The organism is Flavobacterium sp. B183 (genome assembly GCF_023539155.1).
Taxonomy (GTDB): Bacteria; Bacteroidota; Bacteroidia; order Flavobacteriales; family Flavobacteriaceae; genus Flavobacterium; species Flavobacterium tructae.
This window is the reverse complement of the sequence record NZ_CP097434.1, coordinates 1,799,438-1,817,653: the sequence shown is the minus strand read 5'-3', so window position 1 is coordinate 1,817,653 and position 18,216 is coordinate 1,799,438. Positions and strand designations below refer to the sequence as shown.

Annotated in this window: 16 protein-coding genes; all 16 read right to left on the bottom strand. The window is 36.6% G+C overall.

The features are described from left to right. Positions 1-242 precede the first annotated feature (242 nt). Entirely contained in the window at positions 243-1,169 is a 927-nt protein-coding gene (gene queG, locus M4I44_RS08150; RefSeq protein WP_017498169.1) for a tRNA epoxyqueuosine(34) reductase QueG, read from the bottom strand. Further along, positions 1,166-2,512, bottom strand: coding sequence for a cytochrome P450 (locus M4I44_RS08145; protein ID WP_249967007.1), 1,347 nt, complete (start codon positions 2,510-2,512; stop codon positions 1,166-1,168). The genes queG and M4I44_RS08145 overlap by 4 nt, the downstream gene beginning before the upstream one ends. Before the next feature lie 11 nt (positions 2,513-2,523). Next, entirely contained in the window at positions 2,524-3,546 is a 1,023-nt protein-coding gene (gene ruvB / locus M4I44_RS08140) for a Holliday junction branch migration DNA helicase RuvB (RefSeq protein ID WP_017498167.1), read from the bottom strand. 193 nt (positions 3,547-3,739) lie between these two features. Beyond that, positions 3,740-4,309, bottom strand: coding sequence for a hypothetical protein (locus tag M4I44_RS08135; protein ID WP_017498166.1), 570 nt, complete (start codon positions 4,307-4,309; stop codon positions 3,740-3,742). After that, entirely contained in the window at positions 4,296-4,790 is a 495-nt protein-coding gene (locus tag M4I44_RS08130) for an RNA polymerase sigma factor (RefSeq protein ID WP_249967006.1), read from the bottom strand. Before M4I44_RS08130 ends, M4I44_RS08135 begins: the two co-directional genes overlap by 14 nt. 1 nt (position 4,791) lies before the next feature. Further along, positions 4,792-5,628: an alpha/beta fold hydrolase gene (locus M4I44_RS08125; RefSeq protein WP_249967005.1), complete on the bottom strand. Its 837-nt coding sequence runs from the start codon at positions 5,626-5,628 to the stop codon at positions 4,792-4,794. A gap of 155 nt (positions 5,629-5,783) precedes the next feature. Continuing rightward, entirely contained in the window at positions 5,784-7,214 is a 1,431-nt protein-coding gene (locus tag M4I44_RS08120; RefSeq protein ID WP_249967004.1) for an AcvB/VirJ family lysyl-phosphatidylglycerol hydrolase, read from the bottom strand. A 28-nt stretch (positions 7,215-7,242) separates the two neighbouring features. Further along, the gene (locus tag M4I44_RS08115; RefSeq protein ID WP_249967003.1) at positions 7,243-7,905 is read right to left on the bottom strand and encodes a DUF998 domain-containing protein; all 663 of its coding nucleotides are present in this window, start codon (positions 7,903-7,905) and stop codon (positions 7,243-7,245) included. A gap of 8 nt (positions 7,906-7,913) precedes the next feature. Beyond that, a complete protein-coding gene (mprF, locus tag M4I44_RS08110; protein WP_249967002.1) occupies positions 7,914-10,541 on the bottom strand; it encodes a bifunctional lysylphosphatidylglycerol flippase/synthetase MprF in 2,628 nt (875 codons plus the stop codon). 273 nt (positions 10,542-10,814) lie between these two features. After that, positions 10,815-10,973, bottom strand: a complete 159-nt coding sequence (locus tag M4I44_RS08105) for a hypothetical protein (RefSeq protein WP_157495913.1) — start codon at positions 10,971-10,973, stop codon at positions 10,815-10,817. Between the two features lie 162 nt (positions 10,974-11,135). Then, positions 11,136-12,938, bottom strand: coding sequence for a cbb3-type cytochrome c oxidase subunit I (locus M4I44_RS08100; RefSeq protein WP_017498159.1), 1,803 nt, complete (start codon positions 12,936-12,938; stop codon positions 11,136-11,138). A 31-nt stretch (positions 12,939-12,969) separates the two neighbouring features. Then, positions 12,970-14,166 carry a cytochrome c oxidase subunit II gene (locus M4I44_RS08095; RefSeq protein WP_249967001.1) on the bottom strand — a complete coding sequence of 399 codons (1,197 nt, stop codon included), beginning with the start codon at positions 14,164-14,166 and terminating at the stop codon, positions 12,970-12,972. Positions 14,167-14,185: 19 nt separating this feature from the next. Beyond that, positions 14,186-15,706: a hypothetical protein gene (locus tag M4I44_RS08090; RefSeq protein WP_026110156.1), complete on the bottom strand. Its 1,521-nt coding sequence runs from the start codon at positions 15,704-15,706 to the stop codon at positions 14,186-14,188. 27 nt (positions 15,707-15,733) lie between these two features. Further along, entirely contained in the window at positions 15,734-16,279 is a 546-nt protein-coding gene (locus tag M4I44_RS08085; protein ID WP_026110155.1) for a cytochrome c, read from the bottom strand. An 8-nt stretch (positions 16,280-16,287) separates the two neighbouring features. Then, the gene (locus M4I44_RS08080; RefSeq protein WP_017498155.1) at positions 16,288-16,812 is read right to left on the bottom strand and encodes a DUF3341 domain-containing protein; all 525 of its coding nucleotides are present in this window, start codon (positions 16,810-16,812) and stop codon (positions 16,288-16,290) included. Then, positions 16,805-18,208, bottom strand: coding sequence for an NrfD/PsrC family molybdoenzyme membrane anchor subunit (gene nrfD, locus M4I44_RS08075; RefSeq protein ID WP_017498154.1), 1,404 nt, complete (start codon positions 18,206-18,208; stop codon positions 16,805-16,807). The genes M4I44_RS08080 and nrfD overlap by 8 nt, the downstream gene beginning before the upstream one ends. Positions 18,209-18,216: the final 8 nt, after the last annotated feature.

Below are 18,216 nucleotides of genomic sequence, written 5' to 3'. Positions count from 1 at the left end.
AAATAACAGTAAAAACGTTGGGGCGGCTTAACACAAATTTAATAAAAAAAAGCTTATCAAGTCAATAAATGCATTGATTATTAAGTAGTTACAAAATAAAAGCAATTAAAAAAACACAACTTACTAATTATCAATAAATTACACGTGTTTAAGGATTTTATTTGTATGAAAAAATTAAATAAGAGCTCCTAAAATCATTAAAAAACCAAAAAAACAAGACAAACTACATCCTGTTTTTAGTTTTATTCAAGAAAGAGAATATTGCGTTTTAAGCCATCAAATTTGGTTCTTTTGATAGGGGAATTTTTAAAAACTAACCGAAAAGTTTCTTCGGTAATTTCAATCCAATCCTTTTTAGAAAAGGAAAGCAGTTCCGGATTGGGATTGAATAAAGGTTCGGAATGCGGCTTTGAGAATCGATTCCACGGACAAACATCCTGACAGGTATCACAGCCAAACATCCATTCATCAAACTTTCCCTTCATTTCATGAGGTATGTTTTCTTTGAGTTCGATCGTGTAATACGAGATGCATTTGCTGCCGTCGACTACATGAGGAGCCACTATTGCCTGTGTGGGACAGGCATCAATACAAGCAGTACATGATCCGCAATGATCTGTTGTAGCGTGGTCGTACTCTAAATCTAAATCCAGAATAAGTTCGGCAATGAAATAAAAAGATCCTACTTTTTGAGTCAGCAGGTTACCGCTTTTACCAATCCAGCCCAGTCCGCTTTTTGCTGCCCAGGCCCGATCTAAAACGGGTGCCGAATCTACAAAAGCACGACCTGATACTTCTCCTATATTTTCCTGAATCGAGTGTAAAAATTCTTTTAATTTTTCTTTAATCACAAAATGATAATCCTGACCGTAGGCATATTTCGAAATTTTAAAACTTTCGTCGGTCTGGGTTTCTGTTGGGTAATAATTTAGTAAAAGCGACACTACACTCTTGGCATCATCTACTAATAAAGTAGGATCCAGACGTTTGTCAAAATAATTCTCCATATACCCCATCTGCCCATGATGGTTGTTGTTTAACCATTTTTCAAGACGCGGTGCCTCCTCTTCCAGAAATCCAGCTTTGGATATTCCACAAGAAAGAAAACCAAGCCTCTTGGCTTCAGCTTTTATAAATTTTGAATAGGTCTCTTTAGAATTGATTGTCATCTTTTAGAGAATAAAACTTCTATTCCAACAGGTTTTAAAGTAATTAACGGATTGAATTGAACAATATCAGTCTCCGATTTAATTACGTATTTTTTAACAACATGAGCCACAGTAAGGCACATTTCATAGATCGCAAATCCCGCTCCGATACACATTCTTGGTCCGGCTCCAAAAGGATAAAAATATTGCATCGAGTGTTTCTTTTGTTCCCCAAGAAAACGTTCCGGGATAAACTCTTCGGGATTTTCCCAGTATTTAGGATTTCGATGCAACTCATAAAAAGAAACTCCAATTAAAGTTCCTTTTTTTAAATGATACGGTCCAATAGTATCGTCTTCAACATTTTGCCGGTCTGTAATCCAGGCTGGCGGATACAGGCGCATCGCTTCATTGATAACGGCATTCAAATAGGTCATCTTCTGCAATTGTTCTACTACATTCTCTGTTTGTGCTTCGATTTCCAGAATTTCATCTAATACTTTCTGCTGTATCTCCGGATTTCTTCCCAAAAGGTATAGTGTAAAAGTTAAGGCATTGGCACTGGTTTCATGTCCGGCAATAAAAAGAATTTTAATTTCATCGATCAGTTGTTTGACTGACATTCCTTCACCGGTATCTTCGTAACGTGTTTCTAAAAGCAGCTGAAGCAAATCGTTTACGGGCTCTCCCGAAGTGGTTCGCTCGTCGATAATTTCCTGAATGATTCGGTTGTTCTCTTCGGCCAGTTCCAAATGTTTTGCCACCTGACCACTCACCGAAAACCACCATGCTTTATGGGGAAGCCGAATTTCTTTGATCAAAAAATTCTGAACTTCTTCGATGATGTATTTGATACGATTTAATTTCTCTTCCGAAATCGAAAGGTGAAACAGTGACTTCGCCACTACATTAAATGCGAGCTGGCTCATAACAGGAAACAGATCAATGTACTTTTCTTCCTCCAATTCCTTTAATTCTGAAACGATTGTCTCATTCATATTCTCAACCAGCTGATTCATTTTCTGCTTGTGAAACGCGGGCTGAATGAGTCGTCTTTGTTTCAGCCAAAAATCACCGTCAACGGTCAAAAGTCCTTTTCCCAAGTATTTTGAAAGATAAACGGACTGAAATTTAGATTTGTGATAGTTCCTTTGATTTTTCTGTAAAATATGTTGGGCAATCTCATTATCACGCGATAAAATCAAGTGTTTCGAACGTCCTATCTGAAGCGAAAAAGAATCCCCAAACTGATCAAAATATCTTTTATGATAAGGAATAGGGTTTCTACGCACTCCTTCGGCATCTAAAAAAAACCTTACGATCGAAAGCTTGTTCGGGTACTTGTATTTTTTATTTTCAGACATGTTTAACAGGATTAAAACAATCCGCCCTGAATGTTGGTATTTATTTTCCCTAAATGTTTGTAGGCCTTATCCGTAACCTCACGTCCGCGTGGTGTACGCATAATAAAACCTTCCTGAATCAAAAAGGGTTCGTAAACTTCTTCAATAGTTTCACTGCTTTCTGATACAGCAGTTGCCAAAGTCGAAAGTCCTACGGGGCCACCTTTGAATTTATTAATAATGGTCAGTAAAATTTTATTATCCATTTCATCCAATCCATGCGCGTCTACATTTAGTGCTTTTAAGGCATAACGCGCAATTTCGATGTCGATGGTTCCATTTCCTTTTATTTGTGCAAAATCGCGAACTCTTCTCAATAATGCATTGGCAATACGAGGTGTCCCACGACTTCTACCGGCTATTTCGATCGCGGCATCCAATGAAATTGGCATTTTAAGTATAGAAGAACTTCTTTCTACAATGGTGGTCAAAAGTTCAGTAGTGTAGTATTGCAAACGGGATGAGATTCCGAAACGAGCTCTCATCGGAGCTGTCAATAACCCGGAACGCGTTGTAGCTCCTATCAGCGTAAAAGGATTCAGATTGATTTGTACCGTTCTGGCATTTGGTCCGGATTCAATCATAATATCGATTTTGAAATCCTCCATAGCCGAGTACAAATACTCTTCGACAATAGGGCTCAAACGGTGAATCTCATCAATGAATAAAACGTCTCTTTCGTCAAGATTGGTCAATAAACCTGCCAAATCTCCCGGTTTGTCCAAAACAGGACCTGAAGTAATTTTGATTCCCACTTCAAGCTCATTGGCCAGAATGTTCGCCAAAGTAGTTTTACCCAATCCCGGAGGTCCGTGAAAAAGAGCGTGATCAAGTGCTTCACCACGCTGATTGGCGGCAGCAACGAAAATCTTTAGGTTCTCTAAAACCTGATCTTGTCCTGCAAAATCATCAAATGACAGTGGACGCAATCTTTTTTCAAGATCTAATTCTTCCGGATTGTACCCTTTTGTAGTGGGATCTAAGTTTTCATTCATTTTACAAAGATAGACAAAGAAATTAGTTTGTAAAACAGTTCTATTTCAAATAACAAATTCCAAGTTTCAAGTTTCAAGTTTCAGGTTTCAAGTTTCAGGTTTCAGGTTTCAGGTTTCAAGTTCTAAATCATTCCTTTGCCGGACTAATGACGAACACCTCTTCGTTATCCGCCATTTGAATTCCGATACTCTTTTAGGAAATGTTTTTTAAGAAGTCTAAGAGCTTTACTTCCCTCTTAATGATTCTTACCAGCATTACTCCAAAAAACAGTAAAAAACCAAATCCGCTAACAAGGATATAGAGATAAAACCCTTTGGAGAAATTTTCTTTAAAAACGGGCAAAAGCAATGTAAATCCGGCGATATAAGTCAGGTAAATTATGGGCGTAAAAATGTAATGTATTTTTTTTCTCCATTGATAAAACCGGTGAGCCTGCTTGCTGTATTCGATTAAAGGAACGTCTGTTTTTAAATTCTCAAATTTTCTTGCGCTCCTCCACTCCAGAGCGATACGAACCACCAGCATGGTAATCATAATTCCCAATCCGAAACTGAATACAGTTTGTTTATAGGCTCCCACCCAAATGTAATAGGCGATGAGTATGATTGCCGTCAGACTCAGAATTATTCTGGTCCAAAGATGATTGCGTTTTATTTTTTTAGTATGTGCTTCTGCCTTTTCAATGACATCGTTGGCGGCTGGTTTTATATTGGATGCTGCTTGCTGATCCCAAATGTTTTGTAAATCTTCAAATGTTTTCATTTTGTACACATTGCGTTAAACTTTTTTTAATTCGATGAATTCTAACCCGAAGTGTTTCTTCAGTGATTCCGATTACTTCTGATATCTCGGGATATTCAATACCATCTAAGATCATCAGAACGATCATTTTATTGGTTTCTTCGAGCTTTTGTATGCACTGATACATTTGCTGAAGCTGTTCTTCTTTTTCATCAGAATAGGTTTCCGAAGCAACCTTAGGCAGTATATCAGTTCTGATTTCTTTTCTCACAGATGATTTTCGCAAATAAAGAAGACAGGTATTAACGGTGATCCTGTAAATCCAGGTACTGATGCTCGATTCATTCCGAAAGGTATCTAAATGCTCCCAAACCTTGATGAAAACTTCCTGAACTGCATCAGAAGCCAATGCAATATCTCCACAAAAATAACCTTTGCACAAACGAAACACTTTATTATAATGTTTGTTATAGATCTCGTTAAATTGTTCTTTTTTATTCACCTTAACGTATTTCTGATTTTACTTTTTCCATGAACCACTCCGGTTGATCGTACATTACAAAATGTGCCGAATTTGCTGCATAATAAATTTTAACCGACGGCAGATTTTCATATTGCGCTTTATAAGTATTTTGTACGGTAGCAAGATCGGGATTTGTCGCCGCTAAAATTACTACCGGGATTTTAATTTTGGCAATTTCTTTACGCAAATCTAAATTAAGCATATCGATATAACCGTACACATAGGTTTTCCTGTCGGCCACACTCATCCATTCGTTGATTGTTTTTTGCTTTTCTTTGTTGAGACACATATAAGACGTTGCCTGAGAATTCATCGCATTGAAAGCTTTTTGATCCATTCCCAGCATCATTTTGCTTTGCGGATTGTCATAAGGAATGACTTCTCCTTTGTAGTTCGGAATCATTAAAGCTGCACTTGCAGGTAAAGCGTCCACAAGAATTACTTTTTTGAACAGATTAGTTTCTTCGGCAGCCAGCCACAAACTTAGAGTTCCTCCTAAACTGTGCCCCATTAATGTGGCTTTCTTTAGCTTTTTGGTCTTTACATACGAGACAACCTGGTTTTTTATTGTAGACAACCAAGGGCCTTCAATTGGAGGAACATTTCCAAACCCGGCAAAAGTAAAAATGTGGCATTCGTAATTTTTAGAAAGTTCGGCTACAGTTTCGTTCCACACTTCTCCTGTACAGCCAAAACCCGGAAATAATAAAACAGGTGCTCCTTTTCCTTTTACGTCGACCTTAAAAGCGGTTTGCGAAAAAACAGATTTTGAAATAAGAAGCATTAATGCGATCAGTAAAATTGATTTAGTTTTCATAATGTTATTTTTTAAAGTTTCTCTTTTGATGCAGTGCTATACTATTTGTTACCTCAAAAAATACTTTTTTTTAAAAATAAATTAGAATCCCATAATCTGCGGTACTTCACGCATACTTTTGTTACGCAAAAAGACGGAACATGCAGCTATTTTAGTTATTTAATCTCTTTCAGAATACTCTCTGCTATTTTATTATAATCATTATTGTAGTGATGTGATCCGGGCAAAGCAATAGTTTTGATTCCGGCTTCTGAGAAACGATTGCGGGCTGCAGCGTCTTCTTCATCTCCAAAAAAACAAATTGGATTATAGGACTTGATTTTTTTTATTTCGGAAATCACATCAAAAGTGTCCTTCGAACTTTCCAGACTCAGCATGTCTGCAATATGAATTTCAAAATCAGCTTTTACATCCGGAGACAACAAATACAATCCTTTTAATTTTTCTTTCAGGGATTCCGGAAAATTACCTGCTACAAACGGAATTACAGAAGCACCAAATGAATAACCGGCAAGTATAAATGTTTTTCGATTCCATTGCTGTAAATAATGTTCAACTGCTTTAGCAATTGCATTTGAAGTCTCGACAGGAGTTTTGGCATTCCAAAAATATTTCTGGGAATCCAATCCTATTACGGCAATTCCTTTCTCTGCCAAAGTTTCCCCGACAGATTGATCAAAACTTGTCCATCCTCCATCACCTGAAATTAAAAAAGCGACAGGCAAAGATTCCTCTTTACTTTTTGTCGGAATTAAGATTAAAGGCATTTCAAAAGGCAAAGGTGCAAGGTGCTGTTCTTTCAGCAAAAGGTTTTGTTCTGATTTTTGTTGACTATAATTCGGGGTGTTCAAGATCTCCCTGAAGGCAGCTGTGAATTGTGGCAGCCAGTTTTTAGTAACAGAAAAACCATGTCCCACTTTTGGCAGTGTGATTAGTTTTCCCTGCTTCATGCCTTCCATGTATTTTTGGGTGTCGGCATAATTACAAACCTGATCGGTGATTCCTTGCAAGACGATAAAAGGAGCCGATAATTTTTCGGTTTTTTCCAGAAAATAAGCTTTTCCTTCTTTCAAAACATGTGAAGTTAATCCGGAACCATCACATAAAGTCCTGTCCGTTTCTATATCGGGACAAAACCCTAAAGCAATGGCTCCGCCAAAAGTATTCGCGGGAGCCTGAGCCAGCATACCGTAGATCAGGGTTGCTCCCGAAGAATATCCAGCCAATATTGGCTTTAGATATTGCTTCATCTTTATCTTTTTTTGCAACATCAGACTAAGCTCTTCAAAGTCCCCAGCAGGATAATAACATTTGGATTTTTCTTTTTTGATTTCCTTAAAATAATGCTGAATATCAATCCCCGCAACCACAGCTCCCTGGTCAACAATGTTTTTAGCCATATCGACGACACCGCTGTTCCATCCGCCATCACCTGACACAAACAAAACAACCGCTGTTGGTGTTATTTTAGGCTTGTATATCATGATTTTTCCAAATGCTCCAACCCTTAAAGTATCTGTTGTTACGGCATAAACATTAGTCCCAAAAATAAAAACCGACAGAAGAAGTGTTACGACTTTATTCATCTTGATTGTTTTTTAACATTACGAAATCTTAAATTATAGTTTTCCTATTATACATTATGACTGAAATTGCAATAAAATAAACATACATATTCAACAGAAAAAGCCTTTGCCATAATCCTTTGCATGAAGCAATTAAATCACCTGCCTCAGAAGGTAAACGAATCCCAAAGCACAACAGAGTAATACCGCCAATGATAAAAATGATCCATGAAAAACAGTAAAACCCGGGATTGTCTTCTTTTGAAATCACGCTACACATTACTAAAGGCAACAATACTGCAGCAATGATTCCGATACCTCCTGCAATATCATGTAAAAGAAATGAGAAAGTCCTTTTACCGTTTATGATATCCGCTTTAAACAAACCGGAGCCTATCCCTTCTCCAAATCCATACATCATAATCAACAAAGAAGCAAGTTTTACAAATCGCCTGTCTTTATCAAAGGCTTTTCTGAAAAAGACTCCAAAAAAAATAAATACGATTCCAATTAAAATCCACCAGGCAGAAATTAATTTGGATACCGGACTAATAGTTGCTCCCAAAGAACTAATGGTGTTCTGCAGCTGACTATACCCCTGATAGCACCTTCCTAAGACAAACAGCACTATAAAATCAGAAATACAGGTAATTATACAGATCACTGCTGCCGCTCTAACCCAATTAAATGGTACTGTTTTCCCGGCCTTCATCTTCTTAATTATGATTTTACGACTTTATTTAAAACTAAGGGGGCCTGTAGCAAATCATAATCATGCGTATACACTAAGTATTTATTGTACCAAACCGGAGAAAATTTTTCTTTAAAATCACGCAATCCTTTATAATGTGAAAAATACTTAATCCTTTCATAAGCAAACTTCATTGACTTTTCCGGAAAGGTGTCCGGGTCTTCAATTCCACTCATAGCAGCTAATCCTAAATTGACTGACGTACAGCCCTGAGTTTTCAAATAAGCAAAAAGTTCCAAAAGGATAAAATCGATGATCCCATTTGGTGCATCATTGGTTTTCCGAATCAAATCGTATGTTCCTTCTCCTTTAGCATAATCCGGAATCACATTTAAAAAAGCCACGATTTTCTCTTCAGCATTTTCAACTGTTATGATGGTTTGCTGTTTGAGTTCTTCCCAATCAAATTTACCTTGCGAAAAAACTATTTCAGTTCTTCCGGTACCTGCAAGCCATTCATCACTTACCGCTTTAACTTTTTGCAGTAATCCATCCTTTACCGGTGCCGTATGAATGGTAGTCTTAAAACCCTTTTCTTTGACTTTGCTTATCGCATTACGCAATGATTTTTTGGCACCTCCTTCCATCGTAAATACCGATAAATCCACAACAGCTTCCTGTCCTATAAACAGATTCTTTTTGTGTAATGAGGCAAAGAGTGCTAAATTTTCTTCAGGAACACGATAATAAATACTTCGCAAGCCATTCTCATAACAATACTCGTCAAACTCGACAATACACTGTTTAAATTCATCCTCCGACGCTGCTACGGGGTTTTCTAAAACCACCGCAAAACTATCCCCCACACGATAAGCTAAAAAAGACTTTTTACTTTTCGCTATAAAAATATTTTTATCGTCATACGTTTTAAAATAGTCTAAAGCAGAAGTTCCATACAGAGTCCGAAGATCTTTAGCAGATAAAAAATCATCTTCTACTGCTTCCTTTTTTATGGTGTAGGGACGGATTAAGGCAAAGATCAAAAAGCCTATGGATAAAAAACCACTAATGTTGATGGAAAGTAAAAAGCGCCTTGCAAATCTGTCAAGAGGAACCAAATCAGAGCTCCCCACCAAAAAGTAATTCTGAAAGCCATATCTAATAGATTGCTGCCAATGAAAATCGATACCAAAATGTTTCTTATCCAAAAAATAGAATCCCAGAATGCTGTATATTAAAACAGCAGCCATAGTGATTAAAACTGTTTTTAATCCGATACTCTGCAGATGCGCATTGCTCTTGATATAATATTCTTTTCTGGTAATAATTAAACTGATAAAAACAATCAGAGCGATTACTGCTTCTTCATAATCAATCGCCTTTGTGAGGTGTCCGATCACAGAAATACCACTTAAGAAAATGGCAGACCACCATGCATTTCGCAAACCTTTGAGCATAAATGTCGCATTTACCAACATGAATAAACCTGCGGTTATCACAAAATCATTTGATGCTTTAATAGCCGAGACGGGAATGATGTTTCTCAGAATGTGCAATCGTTCTGAAATTGCCGGGGTTAATACGGACACTATGTTTATTAATCCCAAAACAAAAAGTAAAAACGAAGGCACCACCCGCATCAATAAGGTATTCGCATTAAACAAAAAGAGGAATGCACCTGCAACTAATGGAATCCAAAATTCGAAGAAACGATACAAAAAAGTGATAGCTATAGCACTAACATTATCAAACCCGAATTGTATTAATATAAAACTCATTGAGATTTCTATAGCCCCTAACCCTCTCAAAAAAGGAGAAACGATTAAAAAAATAACCGAAACAATGTACCCTATCACAGCCGCAGGCAACGACGGTTCAAATCCCAAAGCAATCATCGCAATATACAAATGAGCTATTCCGGCAAACTCGATGAGTACAGAATAAAAAACAACCTGCAGAAATTTCTTTTTTAAGATTCTGTTTTGCTGCAAATCATCCAAAAAGACAACTGCTGAAGGAAGAAGTTTTATAATGAGACGGTACAGAGACCCTTTTTTTAATATCGAATCATAAATCAGAAAAACAAACAAAGCTAAGATCACAACCGCTCCCAAGGCATATCCTTCACCAGATCCCGCAGTTCCCTCAAATAAAGAGTAAATTAACGCCGGTATTGCTACAATAATAACCGAGAGTATCCCGACAAAACCATAAACTACAGAAGCAAAATGAATTTGAGTTTGTTTTACACCGCTCTTTTCGATGGATTTTGTAAAAAAAGCTAAAGAAGAAATTCCACCCGCTGGCAAAAAAACGCTTACAAAATTTCGTTTGAGAAATAAAATAATGGCCTGTTTAAAAGATATACCGCTTTGAACAGCTTTAAAAGAGGCAAAATACATTAACGCCTGAAGTGATACATATAAGAAAGCAAGAGCTATTCCGCACGAAACCCAAAAAAAGCTAGCATTGGTAATTACAGTATTAACTTCTACTAATTCCGAACGTTCGTGTTTGATAAACCAGATTCCGATTCCAATAAAAAAAATAGTAAATACAAACTGCCTGATAATTTTATCATTCTCACGTAAATAAGAGACTCCCTTTCTGTCTTTAAAAAAACTAAAAATTGTATTGGAAATCACTTGTGTCTTCATATTATCAGCGAATAATTTACTTATGAAAAATGAAACCTGTTTCTATATAAATATACAATAATTATCTATTTGTCAATTATTTAGTTGGCTATTTTTCTCACTTTTACAAACCATATTAAACTAAGGGTAATTATGACTACAGCCAATTAACTTTTCGGATCAAGAACAAAAGTTGGGGAGAAAAAGGATGAAAGCCTAAAAACTACGAGCATAGTGCGAAGCCCTATAAATTTGATTAAGGTGTAGAATTACCCTGAAAGGGCAAAAGCAATTTTAAACTCCAACAAATCCCATTAAAAAAAATAACATTCTTAAAGAATCTCGCACAAGATATGCCGGGTGCTTTTCTTTGCGATCACGCTTTTGCCCTTTCAGGGCATAACCCATAATTGCCATCATCATTCCTAGTGCTGCGTACGATGCTTTTGCCATAGCTCCTTCAAAGCAAATCCAAATTTCAATAGTACTCCTGTCACAATTGAAATTTGGATTCAAATCTTTTCCTACGCAAATGAAATAAGCGATTCACATTCTAAACGCGCGGCTTATAGAAACAAAAAAGACTGTCTTTACAGACAGTCTTTTAAAGTATTTTTAGTGGTGTAAAACTTCTTCACCTTCTTTCATCGGTACATTTTGCGGTACAAAATCTACATCGTGATTCGGGTTACTGTAGTCATACGGCCAACGGTATACGTGAGGAATTTCACCTGGCCAGTTACCGTGGATATGTTCTACAGGAGTAGTCCACTCTAATGTTGTTGATTTCCATGGATTCTGAACCGCTTTCTTACCGTAGAAAATACTAACGAAGAAGTTGTATAAGAATACTAATTGGAACGCACCTCCTACAAGAGCGAATGTTGTAATTAAAACATTCACATTTTGTAAATCATCAAATAATGGGAAGTTTGTGTTTGTATAATAACGTCTTGGTAAACCAGCTAATCCGATAAAGTGCATTGGGAAGAATACTCCATAAGCACAAACTGCCGTTACCCAAAAGTGAATGTAACCTAAGTTTTTATTTAACATTCTACCGTACATTTTAGGGAACCAGTGGTAAATACCAGCAAACATTCCGTAAAGTGCAGAGATACCCATTACTAAGTGAAAGTGAGCAATTACGAAGTAAGTATCGTGAACGTTAATATCTAAAGTACTGTCTCCTAAAATGATTCCTGTTAAACCTCCAGTGATGAAAGTAGAAACCATTCCGATAGAGAATAACATTGCAGGGTTGAATTGTAAGTTACCTTTCCATAAAGTTGTGATCCAGTTGAACGCTTTTACAGCAGATGGAATTGCAATCAATAAAGTTGTGAAAGTAAATACAGATCCTAAGAAAGGATTCATACCTGAAATAAACATATGGTGACCCCAAACAATTGTAGATAAGAATGCAATTGCAAGAACTGACATAATCATCGCTCTGTAACCAAAGATTGGTTTACGAGAGTTTGTAGCCATAATTTCAGAAACAAGACCCATCGCTGGTAAAATTACGATGTAAACCTCAGGGTGTCCTAAAAACCAGAATAAGTGTTCGAACAATACAGGAGAACCACCTTGGTAGTGTAAAACCTCTCCGGCAATATAGATATCAGATAAGAAGAATGAAGTACCAAAACTTCTGTCAAAGATCAATAATAAAGCAGCTGACAATAATACAGGGAACGAAATAACACCAATGATAGCTGTTACGAAAAATGTCCAGATTGTCAATGGAAGTCTTGTCATAGACATTCCTTTTGTTCTAAGGTTGATAACCGTTACAATGTAGTTCAAAGATCCCATTAAAGAAGATGCAATAAAGATAGCCATTGAAACTAACCATAAAGTCATACCTGTTCCAGAACCTGGGATTGCTTGTGGTAAAGCACTTAATGGTGGGTAAATTGTCCAACCTGCAGATGCTGGTCCAGCTTCAACAAATAAGGAACATAACATTACTACAGCAGATAAGAAGAACAACCAGTATGAAATCATATTCATAAATCCGGAAGCCATATCTCGCGCTCCAATTTGAAGTGGAATCAATAAGTTACTAAAGGTTCCGCTCAAACCGGCCGTCAGTACAAAGAATACCATGATGGTACCGTGAATGGTAACCAAAGCCAGATAAATATCATTTGCCATTACACCATCAGGTGCAAATTTATCTCCTAATAAAACATTAAAAATTTTAAAAGACTCTTCTGGCCAAGCCAATTGCATTCTGAAAAGCAACGACATTGCAATACCAATTACTCCCATTACAATACCTGTAAGTAAGTATTGCTTAGCAATCATTTTGTGATCAATACTAAAGATATATTTAGTAATGAACGTGTCTTTATGATGATGTTCGTGCTCGTGATCGTGTCCGTGATCGTGACCGTGCGCTTCTGCTGACATATATGTGTACTTTAAATTTTCTTAATAAATATTATCTCATAGCCACTTTAGCTACAACTGCCTTAACTGTATCGATAACTGCTTTCACAGTGTCTTTAGCAGTACTATCTGTGCTTGCTTTTGCTTCTTCACCAGCCTTCTTTTCAGCATCTGCAGCAGCGGCAGCTTTAATATCCTGAGCTAATGTAGTTTTTTCGCTTAACCATTTTTTATAATCTTCCGGAGTATCAACAACTACTTTCATTTGCATGTTGTAGTGAGAAGCTCCACAAATTTTATTACATAATAATAAATAGTCAAATGTATAAGGATCTAAAGCTGTTCCACCTTTAGCCACTAACTCAACGCTTTTTTCAGCTCTAAGTTTGTTGATGTGTGCAACTTTCTCCACCATAAACGGTAACTCTCTGTATTCAGAAGTTGTGTAAGTTGGAATAAAAGCAAATTCAGTAACCATTCCAGGAACGCAGTTCATCTGTGCTCTAAAGTGAGGCATGTAAGCTGAGTGTAATACGTCTTGAGAACGCATTTTGAAATGTACTTTTTTACCTTTTGGAATATGCAATTCACTAACTACGATATCATCCTGAGCATTAGGATCAGACATGTCTACTCCTAAAGTATTTACACCTTCAATTAAACGAACGTTTGCTTTTCCTAAAACATTGTCCTGACCAGCATATCTTGCCGTCCATTTAAATTGTTGAGCGTATAATTCAATTTCTATTACGTCTTCGTCTTTATCAACAAACATAATGTTGTTCCAAGCGTACAATCCGTAAAGAATTAAACAAGCTAAAACTACAGATGGAATAATACTCCAAATTGCTTCTAATTTATTACTATCAGCAAAGAATAAAGCTTTTTTATCTTTATGTCCTCTGTTTTTAAAAGAGAACCAGTATAATAATCCTTGTGTAATAACCTGAACTGTGAATATTAATACCCATGTAATGTTCATTAAGTTATCTACTAAAAGCCCGTGCTCTGAAGCCGGTGTATGAAGTGCTAAATTACCCCATTTCAATAAACCGTAAATCGTAAAGATATAAATGAAAGCTAAGAAGCCAAACATGATATACCCCTGAACATTATTATCATTATCGGATGCCACTTGCGAATCGTCCGAAGAAGAGGATCCCACTTGCGTAAGATCGAATATCTTGGTCAATTGCCACAATGCAACTGCTAATAAAACTAAAACTATAATTACCAACAAACTTGTCATCTGTTTACTTCTTTAAATATTAATAATGAAAATGTTTACTTTCTTCAATGAAAGGATTTCTTTTTGCTAACAAAGGAGCTTTAGTTAATGCAGTAAATACAACAAAAATAAATAAACCTAAGAAGAAAAGAATAGATGCAATTTCAGAAACTCCAATAAACCATTTATCTCCAACTGTAGCAGGCATAATCATATTAAAGAAATCAACATAGTGTCCTAACAAGATCACTACACCAGCCATTACAATAACCCAGTTAAGACGTTTGAAGTCTGTATTGATCAATATTAATAATGGGAACAAAAAGTTCATAACTACAGCTCCAAAAAATGGCAAGTTGTATAATTGAATTCTAGTTACGAAATAAGTAACCTCTTCCGGAATGTTTGCGTACCAGATCAACATGAATTGTGAGAACCATAAGTATGTCCAGAATACACTGATACCAAACATAAATTTAGCTAAATCGTGAATGTGACTTGTATTTACATATTCTAAATATCCTTTAGATTTTAAGTAAATAGTAACCAATGCTATTGTAGTAATACCGCTTACAAAGAAAGAAGCAAAAACATACCATGCAAATAAAGTACTAAACCAGTGTGGGTCAAATGACATAATCCAATCCCACGCCATGATAGACTCAGAAACAATAAAGAATACTAAGAATCCCGCAGAGATTTTGAAGTTCTTTTTGTAGTAAAGATCATCATTAGCTTCGTCTTGAGCTAAACAATTTTTTCTGGAATAGTGACGGTAAATGTTCCATCCTAATAAAAAGATTGCTGCTCTAACGATCCAGAAAGGAAAGTTTAAATAACCTGATTTTCCAGCAATGATTGCATCGTAGTTTGCATGTTTTGGATCTGTAACTCCTTCTCCTAACCATACAAATATGTGATTAAAATGCAATCCGCAAAGTACCAGAATAATAAAGAATATTACAGAACCAGCTGGTAAGTAAGCTGTGATTCCCTGCATTACTCTGAATAAAACCGGAGACCATCCTGCCTGAGCCACTTGTTGAATAGCATAAAAAGCTAATACTCCCATAGAAAGCAACAAGAAGAAAATAGAGGCAACATATAATGCTGACCAAGGCTTGTTTTGCAATTGGTGTAATACGTGTTCTAAATGTTTTTCATGTTCACCTGCGGCATCAACTTTCGCATGCTCACCACCTTCGTGTGAATCATGTGAAACTTTTGCAGCTTCATGAGAAACTGCTGGAGTTTCTGCGTGCGCTGCACCTTTAAGTGAATCATGTGAAGCTTCTGCTGTATCATGAGAAGCTGCCGGAGCTTCTGCATGTGCAGCACCTTCATGTGAAGCTTCTGTAGCTTCATGACCTGCAGTTTCATGAGAAGCCTCTGCAGCTTCACCATGTGCAGCTCCATGAGAACCATGAGCATCTGCAGCTAGTATTTTTTCAACTTCTTGAATATCTTTAGGTGCATTTAAAAAACCATACCCAATCCCTAATAGGCCAAGAACCATTAGGACGATAGAAAAAGTTTTTAATTTACTTGAAAATGTATACATATCTATTACGATCAGTTTGTTCAACAATTATAATTGGCTTTTTAGTTTTAGAACATAGTCAGCAACTAACCAACGTTCGTGGGCACTTAATTGATTTGCATGTGAACCCATTGCATTTAAACCATAAGTCTCAACGTGAAAGATACTTCCTTCAGTGATAACTCTGTCTTTATAGCTAGGTACTCCAAGAAATTTTTCTCTTTCAACCAATTTACCTTTACCGTTTCCAGTTGCACCATGGCAGCTGATACAGTAAATTTCGAAAAGTTCTTTTCCTTTTTCAGAACTTTTTTCAGCTTCAGTCAAAGGTGATTTTAAATTTGCTTTCGCTAATTCATAACCAGCAGTTGAATTCTCATACTCATAAGGTTCAAAACCTCTATTGATAGTTCCTTCTACAGGAAGCTGTCCTTCTTTTCCTCCTTTAAATATTTTTGCTTCTGTATATGGCTCGTAAGCAACAGATTCATACATATTTGGGAAATACTGATAGTTTGGTGCCGAATTATTGTGGCAAGATGAAACTAAAATAGTTATACCAACTAAAAGTGTTATTTTATATATCCTTTTCATAGCTACAATTAATTCTTTTCGATTACTTTAACTTCAACAGCTCCTGTTCCTTCGAAAAAAGAAACTAATTCTGCTTCGTTATCATTTACAGCAACTTCCATTAAAAAATGGTCGTCTGTTGTTCTTACATCAGGATTTTCAGCTTGTTTGAATGGCCACAATCTACTTCTCATGTAAAAAGTGATCACCATTAAGTGGGCAGCAAAAAATACAGTCATCTCAAACATAATTGGCACAAAAGAAGGCATATTCTGAATGAAACTAAAACTTGGTTTTCCACCAATATCCTGAGGCCAGTCATGAATCATGATATAACTCATCATGAATGTTGCAACAGAAATACCAACACATCCGTATAAAAATGCACAAATTGCTAATCTTGTTGGTGCTAAGCCCATAGCTTTATCCAATCCGTGAACTGGGAATGGAGTAAAAACCTCTTCAATATGATGATGAGCAGCTCTGGTTTTCTTTACTGCATCCATCAAAATATCATCGTCATTATAAATGGCGTATATTACTTTATTACTCATGGTGTGAATCTTTATTTGCTGCTCTTTCTCTAATATAATTATCTCCTGTTCCTTTCAAAATTGTTTTCACCTCCGCCTGAGCAATTACAGGGAATGTTCTGGAGTATAATAAAAACAATACGAAGAAGAAACCAATTGTTCCGATGAAAATTCCAATATCAACGAATGTTGGTGAGAACATTGTCCAAGAAGATGGAAGGTAATCTCTATGTAAAGAAGTAACAATAATTACGAATCTTTCAAACCACATTCCGATGTTTACTACAATCGAAATAATGAAGGAGAACATGATACTTGTTCTTAGTTTTTTGAACCACATGAACTGTGGAGAGAAAACGTTACAAGTCATCATCGACCAATATGCCCACCAGTAAGGTCCGGTAGCTCTGTTTAAGAACGCATATTGCTCATACTCTACACCTGAATACCAAGCTACGAATAACTCCGTGATGTAAGCAACACCTACGATAGAACCCGTGATCATGATAATGATGTTCATCAACTCGATATGTTGTAGTGTAATGTAAGCTTCAAGGTTAGAAACTTTTCTCATAACGATCAACAAGGTGTTAACCATTGCAAATCCTGAGAATACCGCTCCTGCAACGAAGTAAGGAGGGAAAATCGTGGTATGCCATCCTGGTATTACAGAAGTAGCAAAGTCCATCGATACAATGGTGTGTACAGAAAGTACAAGTGGAGTAGCTAAACCTGCAAGTACTAAAGATACTTCTTCAAAACGCTGCCAGTCTTTTGCTCTACCGCTCCATCCAAAACTTAGGATAGAATATACTCTTTTATTGAAAGGTGTTATTGCTCTATCACGTAGCATTGCAAAGTCAGGCAATAAACCAGTCCACCAGAAAACTAATGATACCGAAAGATACGTTGAAATTGCAAATACGTCCCAAAGTAATGGCGAGTTAAAGTTTACCCATAAAGATCCAAATTGATTTGGAATAGGTAAAACCCAGTAAGCCAACCATGGACGACCCATGTGAATAATTGGAAATAAACCTGCCTGAACTACTGAGAAGATAGTCATCGCTTCAGCAGAACGGTTAATAGCCATTCTCCAACGTTGACGGAAAAGTAATAATACCGCAGAAATTAATGTTCCGGCGTGACCAATACCAACCCACCAAACGAAGTTCGTGATATCCCAAGCCCAACCAACTGTTTTATTTAATCCCCATGTTCCGATACCTGTAGATACAGTGTAAATTATACAACCTAATCCCCAAAGGAAGGCTATTAATGCGATTGAAAATACAATCCACCATTGTTTGTTTGCAGGCCCCTCAACAGGTGCAGCTACATCTACTGTTACATCGTGATAAGATTTATCACCTATAACTAAAGGTTTTCTAATGGGTGCTTCGTAGTGAGACGACATAATCCTTT

Excerpts from the sequence above, each read along its gene's own strand:
- queG (WP_017498169.1), bottom strand. The coding sequence starts at position 1,169 with ATGACAATCAATTCTAAAGAGACCTATTCAAAATTTATAAAAGCTGAA.
- M4I44_RS08145 (WP_249967007.1), bottom strand. The coding sequence starts at position 2,512 with ATGTCTGAAAATAAAAAATACAAGTACCCGAACAAGCTTTCGATCGTA.
- ruvB (WP_017498167.1), bottom strand. The coding sequence starts at position 3,546 with ATGAATGAAAACTTAGATCCCACTACAAAAGGGTACAATCCGGAAGAA.
- M4I44_RS08135 (WP_017498166.1), bottom strand. The coding sequence starts at position 4,309 with ATGAAAACATTTGAAGATTTACAAAACATTTGGGATCAGCAAGCAGCA.
- M4I44_RS08125 (WP_249967005.1), bottom strand. The coding sequence starts at position 5,628 with ATGAAAACTAAATCAATTTTACTGATCGCATTAATGCTTCTTATTTCA.
- M4I44_RS08120 (WP_249967004.1), bottom strand. The coding sequence starts at position 7,214 with ATGAATAAAGTCGTAACACTTCTTCTGTCGGTTTTTATTTTTGGGACT.
- M4I44_RS08115 (WP_249967003.1), bottom strand. The coding sequence starts at position 7,905 with ATGAAGGCCGGGAAAACAGTACCATTTAATTGGGTTAGAGCGGCAGCA.
- mprF (WP_249967002.1), bottom strand. The coding sequence starts at position 10,541 with ATGAAGACACAAGTGATTTCCAATACAATTTTTAGTTTTTTTAAAGAC.
- M4I44_RS08105 (WP_157495913.1), bottom strand. The coding sequence starts at position 10,973 with ATGGCAAAAGCATCGTACGCAGCACTAGGAATGATGATGGCAATTATG.
- M4I44_RS08100 (WP_017498159.1), bottom strand. The coding sequence starts at position 12,938 with ATGTCAGCAGAAGCGCACGGTCACGATCACGGACACGATCACGAGCAC.
- M4I44_RS08095 (WP_249967001.1), bottom strand. The coding sequence starts at position 14,166 with ATGACAAGTTTGTTGGTAATTATAGTTTTAGTTTTATTAGCAGTTGCA.
- M4I44_RS08090 (WP_026110156.1), bottom strand. The coding sequence starts at position 15,706 with ATGTATACATTTTCAAGTAAATTAAAAACTTTTTCTATCGTCCTAATG.
- M4I44_RS08085 (WP_026110155.1), bottom strand. The coding sequence starts at position 16,279 with ATGAAAAGGATATATAAAATAACACTTTTAGTTGGTATAACTATTTTA.
- M4I44_RS08080 (WP_017498155.1), bottom strand. The coding sequence starts at position 16,812 with ATGAGTAATAAAGTAATATACGCCATTTATAATGACGATGATATTTTG.
- nrfD (WP_017498154.1), bottom strand. The coding sequence starts at position 18,208 with ATGTCGTCTCACTACGAAGCACCCATTAGAAAACCTTTAGTTATAGGT.